Source organism: Paenibacillus bouchesdurhonensis (assembly GCF_900155685.1).
GTDB lineage: Bacteria > Bacillota > Bacilli > Paenibacillales > Paenibacillaceae > Fontibacillus > Fontibacillus bouchesdurhonensis.
Genome location: NZ_LT732548.1, coordinates 2,780,557 through 2,807,538, shown reverse-complemented (window position 1 = coordinate 2,807,538; position 26,982 = coordinate 2,780,557). Strand labels below are relative to the sequence as shown.

The window sequence follows — 26,982 nt, the reverse complement described above, 5'->3', positions numbered from 1 at the left end:
GCGCTTTCCCGGAAAATATTATGGTTGAGCTGCCCGTTCCACATCGTACAAGACATGCTCGCGCGCTATTGTGGAATTCGGAAAAATAGCCTGCGCTTCCTGCTCTAGCTGCATCAACTGCTCCTCATATTTATAACGTGAGCTGAGATGAGTGAGGAATAGCTGCTTCGCTCCCGCTTCCCGTGCAGCCTCTGCCGCTTGGCGTGCCGTACTGTGATAATAAGTATGCGCCGTATCCTTCAGCTTATGAAGAAACGTTGATTCATGCACGAGCACATCAGCATTTCTAGCTAATGAATGCACGGATTCGCATGGCCGAGTATCCCCGAGAATCGTCACGACTCTGCCTTTCTTAGGCTTGCCTTGTACCGCAGATGCGTGTAGTATACGTCCGTCCGGCGCTACCACACTCTCCCCCCGCTTTAATTTACCATAGAGCGGGCCTGGACGAATGCCATAGCTCTCTAATATGCCTGTATTAAGCTTGCCCGGCAAATCCTTCTCGGTCACCCGATAACCATAGCTGGTCACCCGATGCTCCAGCAGTGAAGCTTCTACCCGGAAGGTGTCATCCTCAAAGAGAAGCCCGCCGTCGTGCTCCACAATATCCAAGCTATAGCTGATATGCGATTCGCTGAGCTCCAAACAGGTACGAATATACTGCTTCAATCCCACCGGACCATATATCGTCAGCGGATCCTCCCCGCCTTGATAGGCGCGGCTCGATATTAGCCCCGGCAGGCCGAACAAGTGATCTCCGTGCAAATGTGTAATAAAAATTTTCTCCAACTTGCTAAGCTTGAGAGGAGAACGAAGAATCTGATGCTGGGTTCCTTCTCCGCAATCGAACAACCAGAACGTCCGACGTTCATCAAGCATGCGGAGCGCAAGTGAAGTGACATTACGCTCTAACGAAGGAACGCCTGCATTAGTCCCCATGAAATATAGCTCCATTCTTCTCTCTCCTTCCGTCCATATGGTCAAAACCCTCCGATAACGGAGGGTTTCGTTAATTTATCGTTAGGCTTTTTCTACATTGAAATATTGCGCCTGTGGATGTGCAAATACCATGGCGGATACCGAAGCTTCCGGCTCCATCATAAAGCCTTCCGTCAGTTCGACGCCAATATCCTCTGGCTTCAACAAATCAAACAGCGGCCCTTGGTATTCCAAATCAGGACAAGCCGGATAACCGAAGGATACGCGAATTCCCTGATAACGTGCGCCTAAACGCTGCTTCATCGTCATATCTTGCGGATCAGGGAAGCCCCAGGTATCGCGCATCATGTGATGAACCCGTTCTGCAAGGCCTTCCGCGACCTCCAAAGCTACTGATTGCAGAGCATGAAAGCGAAGATAATCGCCCTGCTCCTTCAGCTTCTCAGAGCGGTCGCGTATTCCCTGACCAGCACTCACCACGAGGAAACCGACATAATCCATAATGCCGCTATCGACGGATTTCAAGAAGTCCGACAGGCAGAGGAACGGCTCGACGCGTTGACGCGGGAAATCAAACGTCTTCAGCACCTTGGAATGATCCTCCGGATCATAAATAATGATCTCATTCCCAGAAGATTGCGCCGGGAAAAATTGATACATCGCCTGGGCTTGAACAATGCCGTCCGTGACTGCTTCGTATAGAATTTGATCGACGGTTTCCTTCAATTGCAATGCCTTTGGATCCTCTTTAGCGAGCAATTGCTCCACGGAGCCGCGAAGTCCTAAATGGTGTCCCAGCAGCATTTGCATATTGATATACGGAATAATATGGCTTATCGGATAGTTACGCAGAATATGCCGCTCCAAATCCGGCGGATTAAATACGGGCGCATCCGTAGATATGTTAGAGCGCTCGACGCGAGTCAGCTTCGGCAGCTCCTTAACCGCTACTGCCACATTGGCCTCCGCCTCTTTCTCGGCATCCATTTCTACGCGCATCTCTTCTCTTTTGACCGGATCCATCAGCTTGTTCGCTAAATCCAGCCCGTCCATCGCATCCTTGGCATAAATAACCATGCCATCATACTCCGGACGAATCCGGGTCTTCGTAAATTTGCGAGTTAACGCAGCTCCCCCCACGAGAATCGGAACCTCGATTCCCGCATTGCGCAAGTCCTGAGCGGTTAATACCATTTGCTGTGCAGACTTCACGAGCAGACCGGATAAACCGATTGCGTCAGGCTTCTCTTCACGGTAAGCTTCAATAATACGCTCCGGTGGTACTTTTATACCCAAATTAATGATTTGGTAACCATTGTTGGACAAAATGATCTCCACCAGATTCTTCCCGATATCATGAACATCGCCTTTTACCGTGGCTAGCAGGATTTTACCTTTGACCGAGGACTCGTCCTTCTCCATAAACGGCTCCAGGAACGCTACCGAGGCCTTCATGACCTCAGCGCTTTGCAGAACCTCTGCCACGATCAGCTCATTGTTGTTGAACAGGCGCCCAACTTCTTCCATACCCGCCATCAGCGGGCCGTTAATGACCTCAAGGGCGCTGTATTTCTTAAGAGCCTCCTCCAGATCCTGAATCAGCCCTTCCTTGCTGCCTTCCACGACATAACTGGCAAGCCGCTCCTCTAGGGTCAAATTATCAGCCTTAACCTTCTTCTCAACCTTCTTGTCCCGAAAAGCAGCGACAAACGCAGCAAGCGTCTGATCATTCGTATTAAAAATAAGCTCCTCCGCTAAACGTCGGTCTTCTTCCGAAATCGAAGCATATCGCTCAAGCTTCTCCGTATTAACGATCGCATAATCGAGACCTGCTTTGGTACAGTGGTACAAGTAGACAGAGTTCAGCACCTCGCGTCCGGCATCAGGCAAACCGAAGGAAATGTTGCTCAGACCGAGAATCGTCTTGGCTCTCGGGTATTTCTCCTTAATCATACGGATCCCTTCAATCGTCTCTACAGCAGAACCGATGTACTGAGGATCTCCGGAGCCAACCGGGAACATATTCGGGTCAAAAATAATATCTTCCGGCTGCATGCCGTACTTATTAACAAGCAGTTCGTAGGCCCGTGTGGCCACTTCCATCTTCGCTTCACGGGATACCGCTTGGCCGCGTTCATCAATCAGAATGCAGACGACCGCAGCACCGTATCGATGAATAAGCGGAACGATCTGCTCAAACTTCGACTCCCCATCCTCAAGATTAATGGAGTTAATTATCGCTTTGCCTTGGGAATATTTGAGCGCCAACTCAATAATATGATCATAGGTGGAATCAATCATAATCGGTGCTTTGATCTTCTTCGTCACCATCGGATAAAAATTCTTCACCGCATATGCTTCGTCAATATCCGTGTCCTGAAGGTTAATATCGATGACCATTGCTCCGCCCTTCACCTGGGAACGAGCAATTTCAGATGCTTCATCGAACTTCTCTTCCTTGATCAGGCGTTTAAATTTCCGAGAACCAGAAATGTTTGTCCGCTCACCGATCATTATCGGACGATTATCTTCCTCAAGATATACCGTCTCTACACCAGACACGGCTGCAGGATGCTTGCCGCTGAGCTCACGCGGGGCATACTGGCTCATCGTCTCTACAAGCGCAGCAATATGCTCTGGCGTCGTTCCGCAGCAGCCTCCGGCAATGTTCAGCCAGCCTTGTTCGGCAAAAGCACCCATTTTCATCGCCAGCGATTCTGGGGATTCATGGTAATTACCGTTCTCATCAGGCAGCCCCGCATTCGGATAGCAGCTTACCCCTGCGCTGGACATATCGGATAAAGTACGAATATGATCCCGCATAAACTCAGGGCCTGTAGCACAGTTCAGACCGAAGGATATCGGCTTCAAATGCTCCAACGAGATGTAGAAGGCCTCGATGTTCTGTCCCGCGAGCGTCGTGCCCATCGGCTCGATCGTACCCGAAATCATCAGCGGCAGCTTCTTGCCCGCTGCTTCGTATGCACGGGCAATGCCGATGCTGCCAGCCTTCACGTTCAGCGTATCCTGCGATGTCTCAAGCAGCAATACATCTACCCCCGCTTCGACCAATGCAAGCGCCTGCTCCTCATAGCTGTCGATCAATTCATCAAAGGTGACGCCTCCAGTAACCGACAAGGTCTTGGTCGTCGGGCCCAAAGCCCCGACAACATATCTCGGATGGTCGGGCGTACTGTACTTCTCGGCAGCGGCGATCGCCAACTGGGCCGCTGCCAGATTGATTTCACGCGACTTATCTTGTATATCATATTCAGCTAGTACGACGGATGTCGCACCGAATGTATTCGTTGAAATTAAGTCTGCTCCGGCTTCCAAGTACTTCTCGTGAATCTCCTGGATCACGTCAGGACGGGTGAGCACGAGCATCTCATTACAGCCGTCCAGCTCTTCGCCACCAAAATCCGCTGGCGATAAATCCTCCTGCTGAATCATAGTACCCATGGCACCATCGAGGATCAATATTCGTTCTTTCATTCTGAACTCTAAGCTAGGCTTACTCATGATCTTTATCCCTCCCACAAAACATTAACATTTAGTTTAACAGAACAAAGCGCTAAAGAAAAGGGCTCCAACCTATTTACATGATTGTGCAAACCCTTTTACGGCATGAGATAAGACTGATAAGCCTCAAATCAATTTAAGTGTCGACAACCCGGGGAGGTATCGGATATAATGCAATCATATCAATATGAAAGCGGGGTAATCCCATGGCGGAAATCAGAATAAGAAACACGAACGAAATCATTTCCGGAGACGACAATGTTCGGGAATTCCTAAGACAATACGAGGTAATTTATGAGCATTGGAACGTGGGCAAACTGCCTGCTGAGCTTCATAACAATTTCACTTTGTCCGATGAACAAAAAAGTGAAATTCTTAATACCTTTGATGCTGAAATTCAAGATTTGGTCGCACGCCGGGGATATCGTACGTGGGATGTTATTACATTAAGTGAAGCAACACCAAATATCGAGGAACTGCTTGCCAAATTCGAGCAGGTTCATACGCATACGGAAGATGAAATCCGCGTCATTGTTTCTGGAGCCGGAACGTTTATCATTAAAGGCGATGATGAAACAGGTTATTTTGATGTCAATCTCGTACCAGGGGATTTGATTTCCGTACCGGAGAATACGGCGCATTTCTTCACATTAACCGATGAGCGCAAAGTCGTAGCTGTCCGCCTCTTCGTAGAAGAGAATGGCTGGATCGCCCATCCGTACGATGATCCAACCTTCCAGAAAGCTTAAATTTTAAGTCAAAGCTCATTTAAAAAGAAGCTGCTCCGACCTCCACAAGACGTGGACATCAGGAGCAGCTTCTTCTATTGTTCGTTCTGTTCTAGTTTGCAGCAATAATCTCATGAAGCTCGGACAAATGCTTGATTTCATAGTTTGGAACAATTTCATCATTCCGCGTAAGACCAACACGGTTGACCCAAACTGCCGTCATGCCAACGCCAAGCGAACCGATGATATCTGTGGTCAGCTTGTCCCCAACCATGATCGCTTCCTTCGCCTCAACGCCAAGCCGCTCCAGCGCATGCTGGAATATCGTCGAATCCGGCTTGCCTTTGCCGAACGCCCCAGATATGATAATTTCGTCAAAAAATGATGCCAGTTCCGGAACGCCATCCAGCTTCTCCTGCTGCAACGCCGGGCAGCCGTTGGTAAGAAGCAGCAGCTTTACTTTTCCTTGAAGCTCTTGCAGCACCTGAAATGTCTCTTCATATACATGCGGGCGGGAACGGCGTTCTTTGCCGAACTGTTCGGCAAGCTCAGATGCAAGCTCTTCGTTGTCTATGCCTAAAGCCAGCAAACCGCGGCGCCAGGATTCCTTGCGATATACCGGTGCCAACTGCTCCAATTTGCGGAATTCAGGCTGCTCGCCAGCCGAGAAATGAGCCCACAAACCTTCAAAAGGATTGATCCCGATCATTTTTGTAAATGGAAAGGTCTCGTACGATTCATATAGCGCTCTGGCTTCCTTGCGCACTGCCTCCTCCAGCTTCACCGGATCAGTGCCTACCGCCGCTTGGGCCTTTAAGCACGTCTCTGTAAAAGACTCTTGCACACTACGCTCGTCCCAGAGCAGCGTATCGTCAAGATCGAAACATACCGCCTTGATTGTCATCTTTATCTGTCCTCTCTTCTCCCTATATATTAATTATTACATCATCTAGATTGTACTCCATTTATTCTTTAATGAAATTAACTTTATGCGTTTTCGCGAAGGTTTCCAATCGCTCTGCTATCGCCGAGGTATCGAACAAATTACGTCTACGGTGGAACACCCAGTTCTGTCCGCTAGCTTTTGGCGTGATTACGATTTTGTTTGCAGAAGCAGTGATCTTGCTGATTTGCCCGGCTTCCAGCATCCGATCGCGATTAAATTTCGCCGTGAACAAATAGTTTTTATTGACTCGCAAATAAGGCTTATTGAGGAATAATGCAACGGCCAAAATGACATAGAGAACAATAGTAAGCCAGAACATCGTTGTACTTACCTCTGCTCCGCCACCCGCTAAGGCTACGCCTGCGTATAGTCCAGCCAGAAGGATCAACAAAAGCGGCAGAATTAATTTTCTACCTTTAAAAATATCACCGTCTCCTCTAGCTCCCATCGCACTCCCCGTGCCCATCCGTCCGCTGCCCTTGTTGTTTAGTGGATTTTTCCCCTTCTTGTTTAGTTTCATCTGGTTGCGCTCAACTTTTCTGTCAAATGAAGCCATCGTTCTTCCTCCTAGGTGATTAAATGTTTCTGCTAAATTTGCTTAAAAACCGGGCGGGATATTCATTGGGCAACGCGCTTGCCTCATCCAAGCGTTGACGCAGCTCAAGCGGCAATCTCCAGCCAACCGAGCCCATATTCTCCTCGAACTGCTCAAATTTACTCGCTCCAAAGATCGGAGATGTTATGCAAGGCTGCTCGAGCAGCCAATTCAGCGACACCTGCGCAGGGGTTTTGCCCGTTTCTTCGGCCACCTTAAGTACGGTGTCTAAGATCGCAAAGTTCTTGTCATACGCACGGTTCTCCCAGCTGCTTTCCCCAGAGTTTGCCGTACCTAGACGGCCTTCGCTTGGCGTGTTGCCCTGACGGTATTTTCCGGTCAAGAAGCCGCCGCCCAGCGGAGCCCACGGAATAATTCCAACCTTCTCCTCCGCGCAAAGTGAGACGATTTCGCGCTCGGCTTCTCTATTGACTAGACTATACTGCTGCTGCAAAGAAATATACCTAGAATATCCTCTAAAATCACTTATGCCAAGACTTTTCATCAACTGCCATGACAAATAATTTGAGCACCCGATATAACGCACTTTCCCGGAGGAAACCAAGTCATCCAAGGCACGCAGCGTTTCTTCAACCGGGGTATCCGCATCCCAGACATGAATTTGATAGAGATCGATGTAATCGGTTCCTAGCCTTCTCAGACTGGCGTCAACGCCGTCCATGATTCGCTTGCGCGAAGCGCCAAACCCATTAACATCGGATGACGTTCGCATGCGAACCTTGGTTGCTAAAATAACTTCCGAGCGCCGATCTTTAATATGTTTACCGACGATCTCCTCGGAGCGTCCTTCGGTATACACATCAGCCGTATCAATAAAATTGCCTCCCTGATCGAGAAAAGCATGGATCATTTTGGCCGATTCCGCTTCATCCGTCTGACCTCCGAAGGTCATGCTCCCCAAACATAGCCGCGAAACGGCTAAACCGCTTTTGCCAAGATATGCGTATTCCATCTATAAGAACCCTCCTTGCTCATATGTAAAGCCGGACCCATGGGCCGGCCTTATTTATCCACCACTTCGATTGATTCGAGCTGCTGGCGGAAATTTCTTCTTATGTTCTGAAGATAGGTCTCGCGCAGCTGCGCACGTTCCAGCATCTCATCTTCTGTCAGCCCTTCGGCTTTATTTTTTCGTGCTAATTCATTAATACGCTGAACCATTGCATCTATATCCATATTATCCTCCTGATGGTTTATTCATGAAACCTCTAATGTCACAATACTAGCCAAAATGCCGTGAAATCGGCCGTACCGCGCGCGGGTATTCATCATTACATTGACATGACAAATAGAGCTTGTCAAGACACTTAGCCTGGATATGGTTTCTATTGGATAAGGGCGACAAACGCGACATTACAGGGCGATAATTAGCGACCTAGCCAATACAGTATCTCCTTCAAGAATAAGTGTTAAGCCAGCTCCAGTCAAACTGAACAATCCACCTATTTTTGCAGGACGCCGTGAATATATAAATGCAATGCTACAATTACTGATTAATCAACGATTGCCGCTACAAATGATTATTTCAACATTTATATTAACGGAGTTCTACATTCTCTTCCGTTTTATTCCTCATACGTTCAAATGACAAACTATGATGTATAATTATGTTTTTTTTACAGAAAATAAATGCAAGCAATTGAATTGAAAAGGGAAGGCAGTTGCAATTCAGGTGGTTGTTTTTGCCATATATCTTCTATGCAGCTAACATCATACAAACAAAAACGGAATAGGAGTGTATTTTATGGCTAACAAACAAAGCGCATTTTATATGCCGTCAGTAAACTTATTTGGTCCTGGGTCAGTCAATGAAGCAGGAACTCGACTTGCAGGTTTAGGGGCTAAGAAAACATTATTAGTAACTGATGCAGGTTTACATGGATTAGGATTATCAGAACGTATCGCAAGTATTATTCGTGAAGCAGGCGTGGAAGTTTCTATTTTCCCAAAAGCCGAACCTAATCCCACTGATAAAAACGTAGAAGAAGGTTTAGAAGCTTACAAAGCCGAAAACTGTGATAGCATCGTTACTCTTGGTGGAGGAAGCTCTCATGATGCAGGTAAAGGGATTGGAATTGTTGCATCTAATGGCGGGAAAATCCATGACTACGAAGGTGTAGATGTGTCGGAGAAGCCAATGGTTCCTTTGATCGCTATCAATACAACAGCAGGAACAGGTAGTGAAGTAACAAAATTCACGATCATTACTGACACAGCGCGTAAAGTGAAAATGGCGATCGTAGATAAACATGTAACACCAGCGTTATCGATCAATGACCCTGAATTAATGATCGGTATGCCACCTTCACTAACAGCAGCAACAGGTTTAGATGCATTGACGCACGCGATTGAAGCATATGTGTCAACAGCAGCAACACCAATTACAGATGCACTTGCAATCCAAGCAATTAAAATCATTCCAAAATATTTACCAAAAGCAGTGGCAAATGGACAAGATATTGAAGCTCGTGAACAAATGGTTTATGCTCAATCATTAGCTGGCATGGCATTTAACAACGCTTCATTAGGTTATGTACACGCGATTGCACACCAGTTCGGCGGATTTTATAACTATCCACACGGAGTATGTAACGCTATATTATTACCGCACGTATGTAAGTTCAACTTAATTGCTAGAGAAGAACGCTTTGCTGAAATCGCAGTAGCATTAGGCGAAAATGTAGACGGTTTAAGCACTCGTCAAGCTGCTGAAAAAGGTATTGCGAAGATTGAACAGATGAGTCGAGACCTGAATATTCCAGCTGGTTTCGCAGAACTAGGGGCTGAAGAAGAAGATATTGAAACATTGGCTACAAATGCGATGAAAGATGCCACTGCAGCAACTAATCCACGTAAACCTAAATTACAAGAGGTTATGGAAATCATCAAAAACGCTATGTAATTAAAATAATTCGTAATAATAACCCCTTTTAGTAAAGACACAGGGCATTGGGAAAGCTCTTTTTTCCCAAATGCCTTTTAAAATTTTATTATTTTTTATATTACACCTTAAAAATGTGTGTAAATTATTACTTTGGATTATTTACTTTTTACGCAACTTTTGGACTTACCCAAGTCCAGTTGCCTAATTTCTTCTTAAGATTTATTGCAGCAAAATGAGCGCCTGTTCTTCTTCCAATTACGGTATGGTGGTTAAGTAGATGCAAAGGACAACATCCGGCGGTTTAGCAGTCCACATCGGGATACCAGACGCTGGAAAGGACTTTACAACGAACGCACTAGCGTAGAGAGATTCAACTTCAGAATGAAAACCTATCTTACCGCAGACGACATGCATGTCTGGGGGATTTAGAAAGTGACGACTCACCAGTATCTAAATGCTATTGTACTGCTTGTCTCCGCATTATCAGCACGCTGTAAGAAAAAAGAAACAGCAGCTTAAAAATTACAAAAGGCAAAAATGTCTGCCCTTTTTTTAGAATTTAGCTGCATTTTGCTTGGATCCAATTGGATCCTGCTGTTTTTATGTCAAAAACGGAATTATGCAAAATGCTCACATAAATATGGTTTGTATTTAGACAGCTCGGAAATACGAATACTCATCTCGCAGGCATAACCAGAATATCCCCAGGCTGAATATTGCTGCCCTTTAAACTATTCGCACGCTTAATAGCATCGATATAAATTCTCGTATCCATATTACTCGGCTTATGATCTGCAGCAATCTTCCATAGAGAATCCCCCCGTTTGACCACAACGGACTCTGCCACATCGTATTCATGATCAGGTGAAGAGGCAACAACCGTAACCATCCCGGCCCATGCAGTCGCTACTAATAGAATAAATAGCATCACTTTGAACAAAGTTATTTTAGAAACAATATTCGAAATAGAGTTCGTGAGCCCTTCATTCAATCGGGAGGCGATTGTCCGCAGCGTGCCTTGGCTCCGTGAATTCGGTTTACGATCATAAATGCTCTGATAAGTACTGTATCTCAACATAAAATTATCACTCCAAACAGATGTTCTTATGATTTGAATTCATATTAACACGAACACTTGTTTGATTCAATAGTTTTTAGAACAATTGTTCCCCTTTTTTTTGACACCTACTTTGAAGCTATGTTATGCGGCAAAATTGGACTAGGAGTATGTATATCTAACCATATTTCGATCAGGCTCATCATATTTAGAACTTATGTTTGTGCGAACGGAAGTTCTATGTTATAATTTTTCCAAACGTTACTAAATGGGGTTGATGGATTATGTCGAAAGTTTCTAGCCGTCAGCAAGCTATTCTTGAATTTATACGCTCAGAAGTAAGATTGAAAGGTTATCCGCCTTCCGTACGCGAAATAGGCGAAGCCGTCGGACTAGCTTCCAGTTCCACTGTACACGGTCACTTGGATCGGCTAGAGAAGAAAGGTTTTATCCGGCGTGATCCTACGAAGCCTAGAGCAATCGAATTGCTGGGACAAGAGGATTCGGAGAATCTCGGCCTGTTTGCTCATTCTGTAGCTCGCGTTCCCGTAATCGGCAAAGTTACTGCGGGAGTTCCTATAACAGCTACCGAGAACATCGAGGATTATTTTCCGCTTCCACAGCATTATGCAGGAGAAGGCGAAATTTTTATGTTATCCGTCGTTGGCGACAGCATGATTGAAGCTGGAATTCATAGCGGAGACTATGTTATTGTGCGTAAGCAGCAAACAGCCAACAATGGCGAGATCGTCGTTGCAATGACCGAAGACGATGAGGCAACGGTGAAGACATTCTAAAAGGAGAAGGATCATATTCGCCTTCAGCCTGAGAATGCGACCATGGAGCCTCTGCGTTTGAAGCATGTGACTATACTTGGGAAAGTCGTCGGCCTATTCCGAGATCTACACTAATTTGCAATGCAAGAAAGGGCATACCCCGAGAGGTACGCCCTTTCTTTTTTTCAACTATAAACTTATCTATTTACGCAAAAACTGTACATAAGCTTCATTAAATGCCTCTAGCTCATCGTAGAACACGCCATGCCCGCTCCTTTCAAACCGATAAAGCTCCGACTGCGGTATCCCCCGGTACAATGCCTCTGCCGAGGCAAAGGGGACGATTTGGTCATGAGCGCCGTGGAATAATCCTGTCGGAACCAAAATTCGGTTCAGGTCATGACGCAAATCTTCTTCCCGTAAGGTTACCAATCCTTGAATTGTTGCATGGCCGGAAGCTTCCAGCCCTAAATCCTGAAACCAATCCCGAAAGGCAGGAGTAATTTTACTATAGAAAAATTTCTCTCCAAACTCTACTAACATTTGCGGGCGATTTCTATAGGTTTGATTGATGAGCATATTAATATCTTGGACAGGAAGTCCATAAGGATAGTTAGGCGATTTTGAAAATCGAGGGGCCGCCGCTGAAATCAACGCCAGCTTGCACACGCCATGACCTGAATAACGAGCCATATAGCGGATCGCAATCGCTCCTCCGATCGAGAAGCCTGTAAGTATAAATGAATTTAGGCCTAACGCTGTCACAACGGCAAATACATCATCGGCAAGTCTATTGTAATCATACCCCGTCCACGGTCGATCGGATTTTCCAAACCCGCGCAAATCAATGCCAATACAGCGGTACCCATATTTGGGAAGGACATTCCACTGGTATTCAAACATTTTATGATTGACAGGCCAACCATGAATAAATAGGATCGGCATAGTTCCGGGGCCAGGATCCACATCTTCGACAAATATAGTTACCCCTCGTTCGACTTTGATATAGGGCATCGTTTCAGCTCCCCTCCAATCGCGCTGATTAAGCGCATAATAAAGAAGGTATGCAGCAAACCTATGCTTTATATCGGGTATAGCTCCTGCTTATCCCCTATTTCTTTTCTGCACTCTTTACATAATCCGGCAACATGGCCCCAATCATTCGAGTAGAAAATGAGCCTCTTCGCTTTGTTGCACCTGGAACATTTCTGATTTCGTGAAGCTAGAGTCTCCGAATTTTTCATGGCGCGCCGTCTTTTGGTGAGTTGAACGATATTGTCTTTTCGCCTTTCGGAGCTGTTCTTCTTAGTTATGGCAATAACAGCCCATACGGCAGCAATAATAACGATAATGAATAATCCAATCATCCAAATCCACATACCCTATCCCCTCAGATATACAATTAGCTATATTAAGCTTACCGGAGATTAGCCGCTGATGTAAACAGCAATAAGCCCTGGAGCTTGTGCCCCAGGGTTACTTCGGTTGGTCATCCTCTACTTAACAAGCGATGCGTTAACGCAGAATACCCCATACCCTCCCCGTTGACAGGTGCATGGCTGCAGCCTCCCTTAACACATCAATGCGTTTTTTCCTCTGTAAAGCTACCGCCCGTAACATCAGACACGGTCTCAATCGCAATGAACGCTCCAGGATCAATTTCGCGAATGACCGTCTTTAGCATGGACAGTTCCAGCCGACTGACTACGCAGTAAATGACCTGAGTATCTTCTTTGTTCATACCGCCTCTAGCATACAAGTAGGTCGTACTTCTCCCCAGACTGCTCATAATCGCTTCTGCTACTTCCTCATATTGCTTCGTAATGACCGTGACTGACTTCGACTCATCGAGACCTTGTACAATAACATCCATTACCTTAGAGGCAATATAGTAAGTAAAAATCGAATACATCGCCGAATCCCAGCCAAGCAAGAAGCCTGCAGCGATAAAAATAAAAATGTTAATGATGAGAATGATCTGACCCACGGAAACATTTATTTTTTTCGAAATTAAAATAGCTACGATCTCCGCTCCATCCGTCGTTCCCCCAAGCCTTAGCACTAACCCGACTCCTACACCAAGAAGAAGAGCACCGAATAGTACAGCGAGTAATTTATCGTGCGTAAAAGCCTCCACGTGGTGCAAATACCCCGTCGTTAAAGAGAGTACAGCAATACCATAAAGTGAAGCGAGGGCGAACTTTTTGCCTACCTGCTTATAGCCGACAAATATAAATGGAAGGTTGATCACAAAGAGGAAGATCCCTAAAGGAATGCCTGTAATATTCGTTAACATCAGCGATATCCCCGTTATTCCACCATCGATAATCGCATTGGGCACGAGGAATAATTCCAAAGCAACCCCAGCTATAATCGCTCCGATTGTAATAAATAAAATCTTTGAAATAAATTCCACTGGTTTGCTTACATTCGACTTTCTACTACCTGCCTTACTTGTTTTTGGCTTGCTTTCTGCCATCACTTCAACCCTTTCATTAAATTTGACATATAAATAATTTAATGAAATTTTAAATGAAAATCAAATGGAGAGCGAGCAGTTGGTCTGAAACTGCCTAGTCCGTGAATAATCACTGGCTAGGAAGCTACCACTTATTGATACCAGGATTCCTAAATCTACTGTCCCAATAGAGCGTATTCGTGAAATCCCAGTGGTTGCTTTCGCGATCTTACGTATAATGCGTGAAATAATCTCATGCGTCCGCTACGTTCTTCAATCGATTTTGGTCATCACATTCATGCCGGACAACCAACTGTGGCTACTCCATCGTATACGGTAGCCTTGTATTTCAAAGAACCAAAATATTGTAAACATTATACACCGTCATGTAGTTTGAGCCATTACGAACTTCCTCTTGACGCGGCGGGCCAAATATACGATTGGTAGACATTTTTACTGTTGTTGATCCTACATTTTTAATGATATTCCAGCCAACCTCATCGTAAGCATAGCTAATAAGCGTTATTCGGATCTTTGGGCTAGCAATTTGTCCTAGTTTATTTCGAGTGAAAGCATCCTGATTGGCAGCAGGATCCGTAAATCGTCCGCAAAAATCCTGTCTCATCATAGTTTTTTGTCGTTACCCAGGTTTTGCTGCCTTCGCTTTGTACGTGGATTGAAGCTGTTTGAGCTTGTTATACGAATAAGAAGTCCTCTGGTTTAAAAGCGTCCACAACAGATATTAAGCGGTTAAGCTTATCATATCGATAGCTTGTTGTGTTCCGACTCGGATTCGTATAGCTAATCACATTTCGAGAATTAAACGCATTGTGGTTTAAATACTTCCTCACAGTATTTATAGTAGTTGCACCAACTTATACAGAAGCATTGAACCAATCAGTAGTAGCAATAGAATATACTTTTAGAAAACCACATGGAGTTATGTTACTCCATGTGATCCATTCTTATGGGTACGGTAAAGGTTCTATTTTTTCACCTTCTCGTAACCACCAGTACGAGTTTTTCCTATAATAAATCGTGTTTGCCCAATAATTTTCATTAAGATGGTAAAGCATGATATGGTCACCAACTAGATTCTTTCCAGACCAAAATCTATTGATTCGTCCGTATGCTTCTTCCTCGGAAATTTGAAATAATTTAATCATTTCATTAATAATAGATTTTAAATATTCTTCAGCACTTTGATCTATTATCATTTCTAGCTCTTTCAACCCTCTTTTTTTCCTCCATAACCTGGAAGTAATATGACTGGTTGTATATCTTCAAATAACCATTTTGCCATTTTTGATGAGTTTATACTCATTTGATGCCCCTAAGGTTTAGGATCTCCTTTGCCTTTCAACCTCCCTGTATTACCAAGCATCGGATCTTCTACATAATCATATGAATGAAGTTTTCCCAATCTTTATTAGTAGGAGTGAATATTTTCCCATTACGGCCGTAACGCAAATTAAATCAACATGACGCCGGCAGATTGCCGTCGCCAGTTTACAGCCTAGGTGTTTTTTCAATGTCCACTAAATGGGGTCTTGACCAAGGGAGAACCATCGGTGAAGCTGTTTACTAATCCATTTGAATGTTGGACTTCTTGGACTCAGAAACCATTCTGGCTTCTTTGCTTCCTAATAGGAACGATAAGATAAAAGTAAAAACCACAACACATATTACAATATATACTTGTTCTCTTATAGCATTATAAATGTGACCATTGTCTATCTGTGAAAAGTATAAAGTGATGAGCCACCCCGTGATAACTCCGATGACAATTCCTATCATGCCAAATAATCCACATTGAACGATAATAATCTTCCGAATTTGACCGTGGGTTGCACTTATCATACGAAGTATTGACATTTCACGACGTTTAGTCAGGAGGATGGCCGATAGATGATTAGCCATCCCGCTCAGTCCCATTATCAGCAACAACACAAAAGTCGCTCCCAATATCAAAATGCGCTCGGACATTTGCTTTGACAGCTCCTGCAACTGAGTAGATCTGTCGCTCCAATTAATTTCGTCATATTTATTCATTTGAAGCATCTTTATATGCTGAGCCACAAGCGCTTTCTGGGTCGGATCGACGTATAGCATGACACTATGCACATTGGGTTGATCCAGTCCTGTGAGCGCAGAGTTGTTCCAATCCAAAAGCAGCAGCGTGTCTTCGTTTGCATACAACTGATCTAGTACTGCTGCAATCGTAACTTTCACCTGGCGGTAAGGTTCTTTATAAGCTGAAGGAACGGTTAAAAACTCCAAAGTATCCCCCTTCCTAACACCCAACATTTCGGCGTAACGCGCTGTTATCATTACCGCATTTTGTAGTTCGATTTCTTGTGGCAATTGCAGATTAAGTTCCTTGACGAGAGAATGGATATTTACTAATTTATAGTTCGCCACTTCTCGATTCAAAACAGGTTTATTGTGTTCATTTTTAAAAAGTGGAGAAGGAGATGACTTTAAATTCAACCATCTCTGATTGCTCTTTGAGAAATCATAATTATCCAGAATTAATGTCCGATTGACGCTAACCGCAATAGCCGTTTTCACACCTGGTATTTGTTGCAAATCTTCTTGTATTTCCAACGGAACAGTGGAACGCATGCTTTTATTGCTCGATACTAAAATATCAGAGATGTAATTTGACTCTATTTGCTTCAACATGTTATCTCCAATCCATGTATAAATAGTGACAATCGGAATAGTCAATGTCATGGATAAACCAATGATAATAACAGCCAATGTACTTTGGGCTCGTTGAAAAATCAGATTTTGAACAGCAATTTTGGATTCTATGCCTGCTATTCGTTCAAGGAGCGGGGACAATATGCGCAAAACAGGTGATATCCAAAAGGGAGTGAACATATAAAGGGAGCTGGAGATCATTAATCCTCCTACTACATAGAACAGAACATGCAAGGAACTTTCCTGATCCCCCCATCTGCCTATACCTGCGCAAAGAAGACTAATCACCAATAATCCGACCGCTATCCATTTCTGAGTATTCCGAGGACGCAAATTTTCATCAAGTATCTCATTAAGGAATTCCATTGGCAAAACTCTTGAGGATTTATGGGCAGGAATCAAGGAAGTTAAAAAAACAAATAAAGCGATGCTTATTGCAGTGACCGCAACGTACTCATATGAAATTGACACTGAAAATAATGGGATCGCAAGATATCGAGCCATCCAGTTTATAGTTAACTTTGTTAATAATACACCCATAAGCGAGCCGAGAAATGACCCGATAATGGCAATCGCCAACCCCTCTATACAGACCATCAACTTCAATTGACTCGGACTTCCACCGATCATACGTAGAAGAGCTAACTCTTTTTTTCTCTGTTGAACAGTAATGTAGAAACTACTCAGCATCATAAAACCACTAGCAAATACAACCATAACCCCTAATGCATATCCGATGACGAGAAAACTATTTAATTTATCTCCCTCTTCAGAGTCACCTACGATATCCACATCCGGTATGGGATCAAAGTTATCCTTCACAAACCGCGAAAACCTTTGCTTATCATGATCTTTGACTAAATTTATTAAAAGAAGATTAACTTTTACGTCGCTTCCTACATTCTCTTGCAGGGATTGCAGATGAAAAATGGCATAATCCGGCAACGGGCCGTCTGGTCCGTAACGATCAGGAATAATTTCCTTTACCACCCAGGGCTGTGAAGATGGAAATGACGGTATGGATGTTTTGCCGTGTAATTCGACACCCCAACGTTCGGCAAGCCTCTCGGTCAACACAATTTCAAAGGGCTGCAGGGCTTGCGTAAATTTATAGGTTGATTTCGCAATTTCGGAATTATCAACCCCAACAACATAAAAATCAGGAGAAAGCCCGGGAATCTTAGGCGCCGCCAATATTTGCGCAAAGCCTTGAACCATCGTACTGCTTGTAATTTGATCTATTTGTTCTGGGGTAAGTCCTTGTTCAGCAGTCCTATATCCCACCATAATATCTGTATATCCAAATTGAACAAACTGTTGTTTTTTTATTGAAGCATGAAGCATCTGACCCAAGAGCACTACACTAGTTAAAAGAATCGTACCTAACATTACGCCGACGAGCATATACATCATTCTGCTCTTTTTCGCAAGAAGCATCTTCCGGGCTAGCATCAGAATAACCATCAGATACCAACCTTTCCTTGCGATTCAAGTTGAAGATCGACGATAACCGAAACTCGCTTATTGTGGTCACATGCCTTATCATTAGCATGATCAAGAACCAGTTTGCCATCGTGTAAAAAAATGACCCGATCCGCATGAGCAGCGACTTGAGGATCGTGAGTAACTAACAAAATGGTCTGATTACGATGTTTTTGAAGTTGAACCAGCAGAGACAAAATATGAGAGGTCGTTACTGAATCCAAATTTCCTGTTGGTTCATCAGCAAGCAGTAGGCAAGGATTTTGCACGAGTGCTCTCGCGATCGCGATACGTTGCTGCTCCCCACCCGATAAAGTGTGGGGGTATTGTTTTCTTTTGTTGAGTAAACCTACTTTCTCAAGCAGATCTCTCGCTTTATCATAAGCCTCTTTCTTCTTCACGCCTGCCAGCAACAAGGGCATAGCAACATTGTCTTCGGCATTAATCGAAGCAATGAGATTAAAAAACTGGAATATGAATCCGACTTTTTCTCTTCGGTATTGTGTGGCATGTGGTTCAACGGAAATCTCTTGCAAAGATTGACCATCCACTCGTATATTACCATCAGACGGATCAATCAATGCTCCGATAAGTTGTAGTAAAGTTGTTTTACCAGAGCCGCTTTTCCCCATGACGACAATGAATTCTCCACGCGATATAGTTAGGTTAATATCCTTAATGACATACGTCATTTCTGAATGCGTTGTATAGAATTTGCTGAGTTTTTCTATTTCCAGAATCACAGTCAAAGTGCTCGCCTCGATTCGATTTCGGTGTCTTGATACCATTGCGATTGGGTGTGGTACATTTTAGCATACTCCCCGTTTAACGAAAGCAATTCCTTATGGTTTCCAATTTCAATTATTTCACCTTGCTTCATAACTATTATACGATCGCATAATCGAGCTGGACCAAGTCGGTGCGAAATGATAATACTTGTTTTCTGATTCGATAGTTGGTGCATTTGTTGTATGATGTCTACTTCGGTACGCGGATCTAGTGCAGCTGTCGGTTCATCTAGTATAACGATCTCTGCATTTTTCATTAGAGCTCTAGCTATCGCTACTCGCTGCCATTGTCCCCCTGAAAGTTCTTGTCCTGAAATGAACTGACTGCTTAATTTCGTTTCCAGACCCTTCGGTAATTGTTTTACTAATGAATTTAAACCTGTATTTTCAAGCACATCTCTAATTTTTTCATCATTTTCGATTTCTGCAAGTTGCCCGAAACCGACATTGTCGCGTAACGATAGACGGTAGCGTACAAAATCCTGAAATACGCAAGTGACATTTGCTAGGAAAGAAGTTTGATCGATTTCACGGATATCTAGCCCGCCAATTAATATCCGCCCCTGTGTTGGAGAATAGAGGCCTAGCATCAGTTGGACTAATGTTGTTTTACCCGCACCGTTCTCCCCTACGATAGCAATTTTTTCACCTTGCCTAATTTGGAGTGAAACATTCCGAATACTCTCTTTATGGTTTCCATATCGGAAACTAACTTCTTGGAATTCTATTGCGTGAAAATGAGGCTTTGGAAAAGAAAGAGTTCCCTGCTCCGTTTCGATATTCTTGTTCAGAAATGAATAATAATGATTTAGATTAAACAGGCTCTCCCACAGTTGCATCACCGCTGCCCCCAAACTGCCCACCATACCCTGAATGGTTAATACTGACGCAATTAATGCTACAAAACTACCAATACTAATCGCCCCATCTTTTACTTGCCAAAGTAATAACAAACCCACAACAATCGCAGAGGATGTCATAAACATCGAACCAAAAGTACCACCGAGAGCTTCTTGCTTTTTATTCTTTAGTTGGAACTCTCGAAAGGTTAACTGAATTTGTTTCCACCGCGATATCAGGTGTTCTGCAAGTTGAAAGATTCTTATTTCACGCGCTGATTCTTTAAGCTGCAATAATCGGTACAAATAATCCATTTCACGTCCTTCTTCCGTACTGTGAAGCGTAAAACGGAAACGTTTCTTTTTTGCAATAAATAGTAAGAGAATCCCGGGAAACGTAGACGCAATTAATCCCAAGGGAAGAGCCCAACTGACGTATGCTAAAAGTCCAAATACACTTATAATTGTTAGTAGAGTTCTCATCCCTTGAAACAAGTACTGTATGAAATCAAAACATCCCAAATTTAATGCAGTTTGAGCCATCGTCATTTGATTGAAAAATGCATGATCTTCGAAGTGTTGAAGAGGGACGTCGTTAATCTTTTTCAACAAGTCATGTTTCATCTTCATGTTGGCATCTTGCTGAACAATTGTGTAAATGTATTTTTGGATTTCTGTTATGGTAACCAACACGAATCCTGAGCCATAGTAAATAAATAAAGAAAACATAACGATGTAAATAGACCCTTGTCCTGTTGATAAAGTCGAAACTTGATCAATCAGGGTTTTATGAAGCCAGATTTGAACAGTAGGTATAAAGGCCAAAATAAACATGATGAAGATCCATACAGACATCAATCTAGGATGCGCTTTCCATCCGATCATAAATATTAATTTAATATGCCGTAATGAATCCAAAGATAAGCGACGTATATCCCCCTGGTTCATCCCTATTCACCCGTAAATTCAGGGAAGTTTTCTAGCTGTGCTTTTAGCCAAGACTCTAATTGTTGAACAGATACAATATCCCGGCGCAAAATAACTGATTTCTGATCTAATATTAAACCGAATGGAAATTTATTAATTTTTAAAAGACTAGTCATCTCTTTTCTGATCTGGTATACAGGAATTTCTGTAGGAATATCTATCGTTTCATCTTTTTTCCCATAATAAAGAATTCGAATTGGAATCATTTGATCGTTATACTGTTTTGAAAGTTCTTTAAGTACGGCCACACAAAATTTACACCCGCCCGAGACGAGCAAAATAAAAGTAATATTATTTTCCTTAGCAATGCTTCGTAAGTATTGTGTGTCGCTTGCCGTTTCAACTGGAATATTCGGAATGCGCATGCCGGGGGGCAATCCCCCCCCGTTTTTTTGTTTGCGAAATTGTAAAGCCAGGGTACATAGGAGCACTGTTTGAATACTCAATAACATCCAAAGAGCAAGTTGACTTTGCACCAAAGATTCTAACCTCCTCATTTAATCGATGAGACGAGAAATCATTCCAGTTCCAACCAAACAAAGAATTCCCATAAAAATGATAGCTATTGAACTAGGATCATGAATGGTGTGAAGCAGTTTAGTATAATTTGTAGGCTGTATGCAAACAGGAATCCAATAGATGATTAAGATTAGCGAATGCATCAAAGTTCCTAATCCCATCTCACCTGTTATAAATCTTCCAAAACAATGGCAGGCGAGGTCTTTTTTCTCAAGCATTACTTTTGCATTCGCAATTACAAACGAGACAAACACAAGAAGCAAGGCAGCGAGCAACAGATACGATTCTGAAGTAATAAATAAGATTACCGCTAGTATGACTTCCGCAAACGGCAGTAAGAAGCCAAAACCACGGGCAAGATTAGTCGGTAAAATCCCAACGGCAATTGCACTTCTTATCGTACCTTGAATATCGTAAATCTTACTAATACCAGACAAAAGGAGTGTAATCGCAATTGCATAAGCCATCAAAAGCGAAGTAATTTCCAACATTCGGCCCTCCTACAATTTCATACTCCCAACGAATTAATACCGATAAATATTAATACAACAGATAATATCGCACTGTTATTAACAAGATCACGACCTGTAATCTCTTTAGGAGTGTTTAAGCCAAAACATCCACATCCATTCTTGAGTACAAGCCCTTTCCTTGGTATCAACACAAATAGAAATAGGATCTGCAAACACGCAACCATCATGAAGCCAAACACCTGCATCCAAGGTACAACCAGCCAAAGGGCAGTGATGAGTTCAATTGCACCAAGAAAGGGAGAAAGTACGGTTGCTTTTTGCTTGTTTGTCAATTTATAGTCCCCTGTAACGATACAGTAAAAGCCATACGCATTTCGTAATTTTTGTGTGCTGCTTTTATAGTAGATAACTGCCATTCCGATCGCAGTCATCCATTGGAGGATACCCAGCCAGTTAATCATGCTCATTTTCCTTTTCAAAATGTTTAATAAACTCTACGATTTGATTTTTATATTCAGAGTCAAATCTGTTTAGAACAATCATATCCTGATCCAGGATCCCTTCTTTAACGCATCCAAGTGACGGATAAAAATAATCAGTAATCCCTTGAAACATTGACATATCGCTAGAGCTAAACATAGAAATGTCATAAATAAGAATCTTTTCGCTCTCAATATGTTGGCAAATGAAATCTCTCATCTTCCGAGTATTCGGATAACGCGTAAAATCAAGACATAAAACAAAGCCAGTAAACCCTCCATACAATTTATTCCTAACTTCTCTAACAGGCATCATGCTCGCTAAAGCATTTTCTTGCTGAAATATCTGTCTCCTAGCGGTTATCACGAGGATCAATATAAGTGCTAAGCTAATGGATAAAGAAAATATTATCATCTAATCACTCACTTCCGATAGCAGTGAAAAAAGAATGTGCGCACCTGCAATTAGATTACTTAATGATATAGATTAGCAATCGTTATCAGAACTGCATTGATCCCTTGGTTGAGACGTTGTACACATGGAAGTTGACCCACAATGACAATCACCAATGGTGGCGCAAGTTACCGTCATAATGCAGTCGGAGTACGTATATTTATAATATCCCGTTTTGTCTGCCCACCAATTTTCAGTGCCCCAGTCGCAATCACCTTTGATCAAATTGCTTGAATCTCCGTAAACAGTAAGCATTGGAGTTGAATAATTCATTAGAATTCCTCCCAAATAATTTGTATTTTAACTCCCTTTGCGGGTACGCACACCGATATTTAATCTTCAGATCATGACACACTCGTTTTTTGTTCAAGCCTATACAGCCAAATCTCGATCGCCAATAAAACCCATATGTCATCTCTTGTCAAATGGCCTTGTCTCCATAGCTCTAATGCTGCTCGCCATTCTTTCAAGTCGATAAATCCAAATCGACATACTCTTCCTTCTTCAATAGCGGGATACAAAACCGGCCAACTCTGCCGCAAACCTTGAAAGGTTAGCGAGAGATGATCGGTTTTGTTTTCCCTCCAAATCACTTCATTAGGCAATTTGTTCTGCATCGTACGCCTAAGTAGCCACTTCGTCGTTCCGGCATTCCAGCACAGCTCTCCCGGAATCGAATATAGGAATTCAATTAATCGCCGATCAAGAAATGGATGGCTAATATCAACGCCAAATTCCGCTGCGATAACTCGATCAGAAAAAATGCGTGCTTTTGTACCCGAAATTTGACGAAAAAAATTTTGTTTATTAAACGTATTTATTTTTTTTAGCTCATAGATATATTCTGCTTTTCGATCGGTCGTCCACTCTTTTATTAATCCGAGATTAAGATGAGGAGCAATCGCACTATGCCAGAGCACTTTCGGGACAGACAACCGTCTATGAAGCGCGAACGGATATAAATGACTGAACAAGGCTTTTATTTTTAGTTGTCCAGCTAGATCTGCGAGAACTGCTTCTGATCCTCCCATAACATGGTCACCACCATAACCAGTCAGGATTGTCTTTGCTCCTTCCTTGACGCTCCGCTCAATTGTTGCTCTAGTCAAGGCATATGTCGCGGCGTTGACAGCAGGTTCAAATGAAAACGATGTGTCTTGAGGAAAATTATAAAATACTCCATAGTCGTCGCAAACTTCAAAGCGCGGTTCGACCTCGTATTGTTGAAGAACAGGATGAATATATTCCCTTTCATCACTTGACTTATGAAGATTAAAGACTCCACTTACCGCAAAAGTCTTATAACCGGAATTGAACTTGGATAGATGTTGTGCAATTGCAAAAACAGATGTCGAATCCAACCCGCCACTCATTAAGACAGCATTGGGATGTGTAGAATTGAGCCGATATTGAACGCTCTCCGCTAATAGATGGAATAAGTGCTCGATGTATTCACTCAAATCTCGATAGTTAATCGATTGATTGACATTCGCTATACTCCAATAGCGTTGAGAATTTGCTCCTCTAGTATCAACCAATACCCTCGTTCCGCTCCTAATCCGAAATAAATCTTTAAATGGTGTGATATCATTGTCGGCGCTTGCATTGGACTTATAGAAATCAAAAAAATATTCATCGTTAATACGCTGTAACCGTATACAAGATTCCATTAAAAAAATGTCACTAGCAAAGTAAAGTGTCGTTTCTTGAAGAGACCAAAATAATGTCTTTATTCCAAGCTGATCGCGAACGAATATTGCTTGATAACGAGATGTATCCCAGATCAAAAATGAAAATTCTCCGAGCAATATGGAAAATACATCGGGTCCCTTTTCTTGAAACAAGTGTAAAATAAGTTGTTCATCAGATATGTCTGCTCCTAAAAAGGGCAACAGAGTTAAAAGCTCTTTTCTATTGTCAAGCCGTACATCGCCAACAAAATAACAATTGTCTTTGTGTGTTATGGGATTATGTTCATAGGAAGAATCGATACTGAAAAGTGCCAACGATTTTTGAATAATTTGATGTTTATAGACGTTATAATTAAAGGATGTATTACGATTTATCCTTCCAATTTCCTCAAATGAAAGCTCAGAATGATCAAGTTTTATGACTCCTGAGAACCATCGCATCGTATATTATTTCAATCCTTTCGAACTTAGAATGATAATAAATTGTTTTGTGTATCCCTCGGCTTCATTAATGTTTTTATCATTAAGAACAAGCCATGCGTGTGAGGTGAATGGAAATTTTTTTACTCCGATCACTAGATCTACAGGTATAGAGCATTTTGTCCTAACAAATCGAAAACCGAGAAATGACCGATGTAAACATTCTGCTTTAAATGGAGCCAGTGCGCATGCCATGTCGATTGTACGTAGTAAATGATTCATTTGACCAATATGATTTCGTTCATTTTCTGAGTGCTTGGGTATCGGATATCGTTCGACATATTTAGGGAAAATCTTTTGAAAACCGTATATTCGAAGTTCGATTTGAAATCGAATAAGAGCAAACGCGACTTGTATAAATTGAAAATATCTTTTCATGATCTATGTACCAGCCCGTTCCGGATGAGATCACTTAATAGGGCCTCGAGGTCGCGACGCACAATGACCGGATCGGCTTTATATGCCTTTTCAAAATATTGGTGAATTTCACTCATTTCGGTAGTAAATAAGAGTTTCCAAAATTCGCTCCCAATATGATTTAGCCCATAAAATTGCCCTGTTCGGAGATTGAGCAGAACAAATTCTCCATTTTCTTGAGCTTCATAAATCTGATCGTCTTTTCTAAACATCTTAATCCTCTCCAAACTTCAGCTTTGTCACCTTTACACAAATTCAAGCCTCAATCTCATTCCTATCCCATACGAATTCGGCAGAAGTCCTCAAAGAAAATATGACATAAAGAGCCTTCAAAAAGGTATCATGTACATATATTACCAAATATCTGCATTTTTGTATACCTTTTTCTGGGTATTATGTATTTTATTGATTTTCTCCTTTTCTACTTGACTAGTTTCAATTTCGGAATAATCGCACTTACCATAGAAAATTTCAGCCTGACCGCCGATCATAATTACGCGCGTTTCGATAAAAGTATCTTTTTGACAGCTTAGGGCATTTGACATATTCTAATTTGAATTGTTGTTTACTGCACTTATGGCTGCGAATTTTGTTTGTAACTCCTTAAAGTCACTGTATTTCTTGCTGTGCTTTGTCTAACTTTGTTTGGTAGCTTGCTAGAGGAATAAAGGTATATATTAGATTGATGATCTTAAATTCATTTTTACTCATATAAACTCAATTATTTCCTTCATCAAGATTTCTAAAAACTTCAATCAGCCTTTTCTCGAATTCATCTTCATCTGTCTTCCCGTCTGGTGTAGCGACAGCGTTTAATAGCCAACTTAGGTTCACATTACATTACGCGCGAATAGATATTAATGTTTCCTTTGTATATCTTTATAACTTTTGGTGTTAGCAGTTATTTTTTTATTTATTAACCCTTTTACAAAGCCAGTACTTTTTGAACCACCAGACTTAGCAATATTATATGCTGCAGGGATTTCAACTATAGCTGCACCAACAAAACCACCACATTGACTATCATAAGCACAACCAATGTATGCATCTGATATTACAGTCCTATCCCAATTAATATGAAATGAACTTTCTGGATACCATTTCCCTACTCCCGCATCGAAAATTGTTCGCCCAAAGTTTGTAGCATTCTCGTCAGGAACATCTGCGCTGATGTTGCCATTGGCATCATGCTGATATTGGTACTCGGATAGGATCATTCCTTTCTTATTCGTGACTTTCAAGATTCTGCCCTTACCATCGTAGGCATAATCACCGGTTAGGAAACTGCCATCCGTTAGTTTCGGATAGGTTATTCGCTTCAGCTTGCCGTCCGGTTCGTAGCTGTATTGGGCATCCGCATTTTCGGCAGTCGTCAATGAATATGTACCGTTGATCTGAACCTGGCTAATTCGCTTCTTATCGTACGTATAATGCGTGAAGTAATCGAAGGCATCCAAGGAGCCAAAGATATTGTAATGTTTTTTTGGAAATTTGTTTGAAATTTCAGTTTGCATTCCTAGTCATCATTTACTAGCTTTAGCGTGTCTAGTGCCGTTACTACCTGAATGACCCGTTCCATTATTAAAAAACAGCAATTGAGAAAAATGACTCAATTGCGGCTAAAACTTCACGAAGAACTAAGCTTTTATGTGTTTCATTAATATAATTTTACAGGAAGAAGAATGACTAGCTAACCTTATATTAAAGCGCTGGCTTGCTTACATTAATTATCTGCCCCGAA

24 protein-coding genes and 2 pseudogenes are annotated in these 26,982 nt (G+C 42.5%); 4 read left to right on the top strand and 22 right to left on the bottom strand.

Translation table 11 applies throughout. The features are described from left to right. Nucleotides 1-18: 18 nt before the first annotated feature. On the bottom strand, nucleotides 19-954 hold the full coding sequence (gene rnz, locus CZ379_RS16950; RefSeq protein ID WP_110932701.1) for a ribonuclease Z: 936 nt from the start codon (nucleotides 952-954) through the stop codon (nucleotides 19-21). A gap of 66 nt (nucleotides 955-1,020) precedes the next feature. Further along, a complete protein-coding gene (gene metH, locus CZ379_RS16945; RefSeq protein ID WP_110932700.1) occupies nucleotides 1,021-4,461 on the bottom strand; it encodes a methionine synthase in 3,441 nt (1,146 codons plus the stop codon). Between the two features lie 206 nt (nucleotides 4,462-4,667). Between metH and CZ379_RS16940 the strand changes: the two genes are divergently transcribed. Continuing rightward, nucleotides 4,668-5,210: a cupin domain-containing protein gene (locus CZ379_RS16940; protein WP_110932699.1), complete on the top strand. Its 543-nt coding sequence runs from the start codon at nucleotides 4,668-4,670 to the stop codon at nucleotides 5,208-5,210. 91 nt (nucleotides 5,211-5,301) lie between these two features. Here CZ379_RS16940 and CZ379_RS16935 read toward each other — a convergent pair whose 3' ends face one another. The 4 genes from CZ379_RS16935 to CZ379_RS16920 form a co-directional block, all read right to left on the bottom strand. Continuing rightward, nucleotides 5,302-6,093, bottom strand: coding sequence for an HAD family hydrolase (locus tag CZ379_RS16935; RefSeq protein WP_110932698.1), 792 nt, complete (start codon nucleotides 6,091-6,093; stop codon nucleotides 5,302-5,304). Nucleotides 6,094-6,154: 61 nt separating this feature from the next. Next, nucleotides 6,155-6,691: a hypothetical protein gene (locus CZ379_RS16930; RefSeq protein ID WP_110932697.1), complete on the bottom strand. Its 537-nt coding sequence runs from the start codon at nucleotides 6,689-6,691 to the stop codon at nucleotides 6,155-6,157. A 19-nt stretch (nucleotides 6,692-6,710) separates the two neighbouring features. Further along, complete coding sequence (locus tag CZ379_RS16925) at nucleotides 6,711-7,703, bottom strand: aldo/keto reductase (protein ID WP_110932696.1); 993 nt, start codon at nucleotides 7,701-7,703, stop codon at nucleotides 6,711-6,713. Nucleotides 7,704-7,753: 50 nt separating this feature from the next. Continuing rightward, nucleotides 7,754-7,927, bottom strand: coding sequence for a DUF896 domain-containing protein (locus CZ379_RS16920; RefSeq protein WP_019638617.1), 174 nt, complete (start codon nucleotides 7,925-7,927; stop codon nucleotides 7,754-7,756). Between the two features lie 568 nt (nucleotides 7,928-8,495). Here CZ379_RS16920 and CZ379_RS16915 point away from each other — a divergent pair. Continuing rightward, complete coding sequence (locus CZ379_RS16915; protein ID WP_110932695.1) at nucleotides 8,496-9,653, top strand: iron-containing alcohol dehydrogenase; 1,158 nt, start codon at nucleotides 8,496-8,498, stop codon at nucleotides 9,651-9,653. Nucleotides 9,654-9,867: 214 nt separating this feature from the next. After that, nucleotides 9,868-10,154 (top strand): annotated as a pseudogene (locus tag CZ379_RS26720) (transposase); the annotation flags it as partial. 157 nt (nucleotides 10,155-10,311) lie between these two features. Here the strand turns inward: CZ379_RS26720 and CZ379_RS16905 are convergent. Continuing rightward, entirely contained in the window at nucleotides 10,312-10,713 is a 402-nt protein-coding gene (locus tag CZ379_RS16905) for a LysM peptidoglycan-binding domain-containing protein (protein ID WP_110932694.1), read from the bottom strand. A 263-nt stretch (nucleotides 10,714-10,976) separates the two neighbouring features. Between CZ379_RS16905 and lexA the strand changes: the two are divergent. Beyond that, nucleotides 10,977-11,603: pseudogene (gene lexA / locus CZ379_RS16900) on the top strand (transcriptional repressor LexA). A gap of 66 nt (nucleotides 11,604-11,669) precedes the next feature. Here lexA and CZ379_RS16895 read toward each other — a convergent pair. From CZ379_RS16895 to CZ379_RS16810, 15 genes are all read right to left on the bottom strand, one after another. Next, entirely contained in the window at nucleotides 11,670-12,482 is an 813-nt protein-coding gene (locus CZ379_RS16895) for an alpha/beta fold hydrolase (RefSeq protein WP_110932693.1), read from the bottom strand. Nucleotides 12,483-12,550: 68 nt separating this feature from the next. After that, a complete protein-coding gene (locus CZ379_RS16890; RefSeq protein ID WP_110932692.1) occupies nucleotides 12,551-12,847 on the bottom strand; it encodes a hypothetical protein in 297 nt (98 codons plus the stop codon). A gap of 200 nt (nucleotides 12,848-13,047) precedes the next feature. After that, nucleotides 13,048-13,947, bottom strand: a complete 900-nt coding sequence (locus tag CZ379_RS16885) for a YitT family protein (RefSeq protein ID WP_110932691.1) — start codon at nucleotides 13,945-13,947, stop codon at nucleotides 13,048-13,050. 944 nt (nucleotides 13,948-14,891) lie between these two features. Beyond that, nucleotides 14,892-15,158, bottom strand: coding sequence for a hypothetical protein (locus tag CZ379_RS16870; RefSeq protein ID WP_110932688.1), 267 nt, complete (start codon nucleotides 15,156-15,158; stop codon nucleotides 14,892-14,894). A 352-nt stretch (nucleotides 15,159-15,510) separates the two neighbouring features. Next, complete coding sequence (locus tag CZ379_RS16865; RefSeq protein ID WP_110932687.1) at nucleotides 15,511-18,096, bottom strand: FtsX-like permease family protein; 2,586 nt, start codon at nucleotides 18,094-18,096, stop codon at nucleotides 15,511-15,513. Beyond that, nucleotides 18,096-18,857 carry an ABC transporter ATP-binding protein gene (locus CZ379_RS16860; RefSeq protein ID WP_234405058.1) on the bottom strand — a complete coding sequence of 254 codons (762 nt, stop codon included), beginning with the start codon at nucleotides 18,855-18,857 and terminating at the stop codon, nucleotides 18,096-18,098. Before CZ379_RS16860 ends, CZ379_RS16865 begins: the two co-directional genes overlap by 1 nt. Before the next feature lie 2 nt (nucleotides 18,858-18,859). Continuing rightward, complete coding sequence (locus CZ379_RS16855) at nucleotides 18,860-20,689, bottom strand: ABC transporter ATP-binding protein (protein ID WP_110932685.1); 1,830 nt, start codon at nucleotides 20,687-20,689, stop codon at nucleotides 18,860-18,862. Between the two features lie 2 nt (nucleotides 20,690-20,691). After that, nucleotides 20,692-21,207: a hypothetical protein gene (locus CZ379_RS16850; RefSeq protein WP_110932684.1), complete on the bottom strand. Its 516-nt coding sequence runs from the start codon at nucleotides 21,205-21,207 to the stop codon at nucleotides 20,692-20,694. 18 nt (nucleotides 21,208-21,225) lie between these two features. Then, the gene (locus CZ379_RS16845) at nucleotides 21,226-21,738 is read right to left on the bottom strand and encodes a MauE/DoxX family redox-associated membrane protein (RefSeq protein ID WP_110932683.1); all 513 of its coding nucleotides are present in this window, start codon (nucleotides 21,736-21,738) and stop codon (nucleotides 21,226-21,228) included. Nucleotides 21,739-21,755: 17 nt separating this feature from the next. After that, a complete protein-coding gene (locus CZ379_RS16840) occupies nucleotides 21,756-22,181 on the bottom strand; it encodes a MauE/DoxX family redox-associated membrane protein (protein ID WP_199925649.1) in 426 nt (141 codons plus the stop codon). Continuing rightward, complete coding sequence (locus tag CZ379_RS16835) at nucleotides 22,174-22,614, bottom strand: hypothetical protein (protein ID WP_110932681.1); 441 nt, start codon at nucleotides 22,612-22,614, stop codon at nucleotides 22,174-22,176. The genes CZ379_RS16840 and CZ379_RS16835 overlap by 8 nt, the downstream gene beginning before the upstream one ends. Nucleotides 22,615-22,997: 383 nt before the next feature. Further along, nucleotides 22,998-24,785, bottom strand: a complete 1,788-nt coding sequence (locus CZ379_RS16830) for an asparagine synthetase B family protein (RefSeq protein WP_110932680.1) — start codon at nucleotides 24,783-24,785, stop codon at nucleotides 22,998-23,000. A gap of 6 nt (nucleotides 24,786-24,791) precedes the next feature. Then, complete coding sequence (locus CZ379_RS27185; RefSeq protein ID WP_110932679.1) at nucleotides 24,792-25,202, bottom strand: lasso peptide biosynthesis B2 protein; 411 nt, start codon at nucleotides 25,200-25,202, stop codon at nucleotides 24,792-24,794. Further along, nucleotides 25,199-25,453, bottom strand: a complete 255-nt coding sequence (locus tag CZ379_RS16820) for a PqqD family protein (RefSeq protein WP_110932678.1) — start codon at nucleotides 25,451-25,453, stop codon at nucleotides 25,199-25,201. The genes CZ379_RS27185 and CZ379_RS16820 overlap by 4 nt, the downstream gene beginning before the upstream one ends. 645 nt (nucleotides 25,454-26,098) lie before the next feature. After that, on the bottom strand, nucleotides 26,099-26,755 hold the full coding sequence (locus tag CZ379_RS16810; RefSeq protein ID WP_110932676.1) for a hypothetical protein: 657 nt from the start codon (nucleotides 26,753-26,755) through the stop codon (nucleotides 26,099-26,101). Nucleotides 26,756-26,982: the final 227 nt, after the last annotated feature.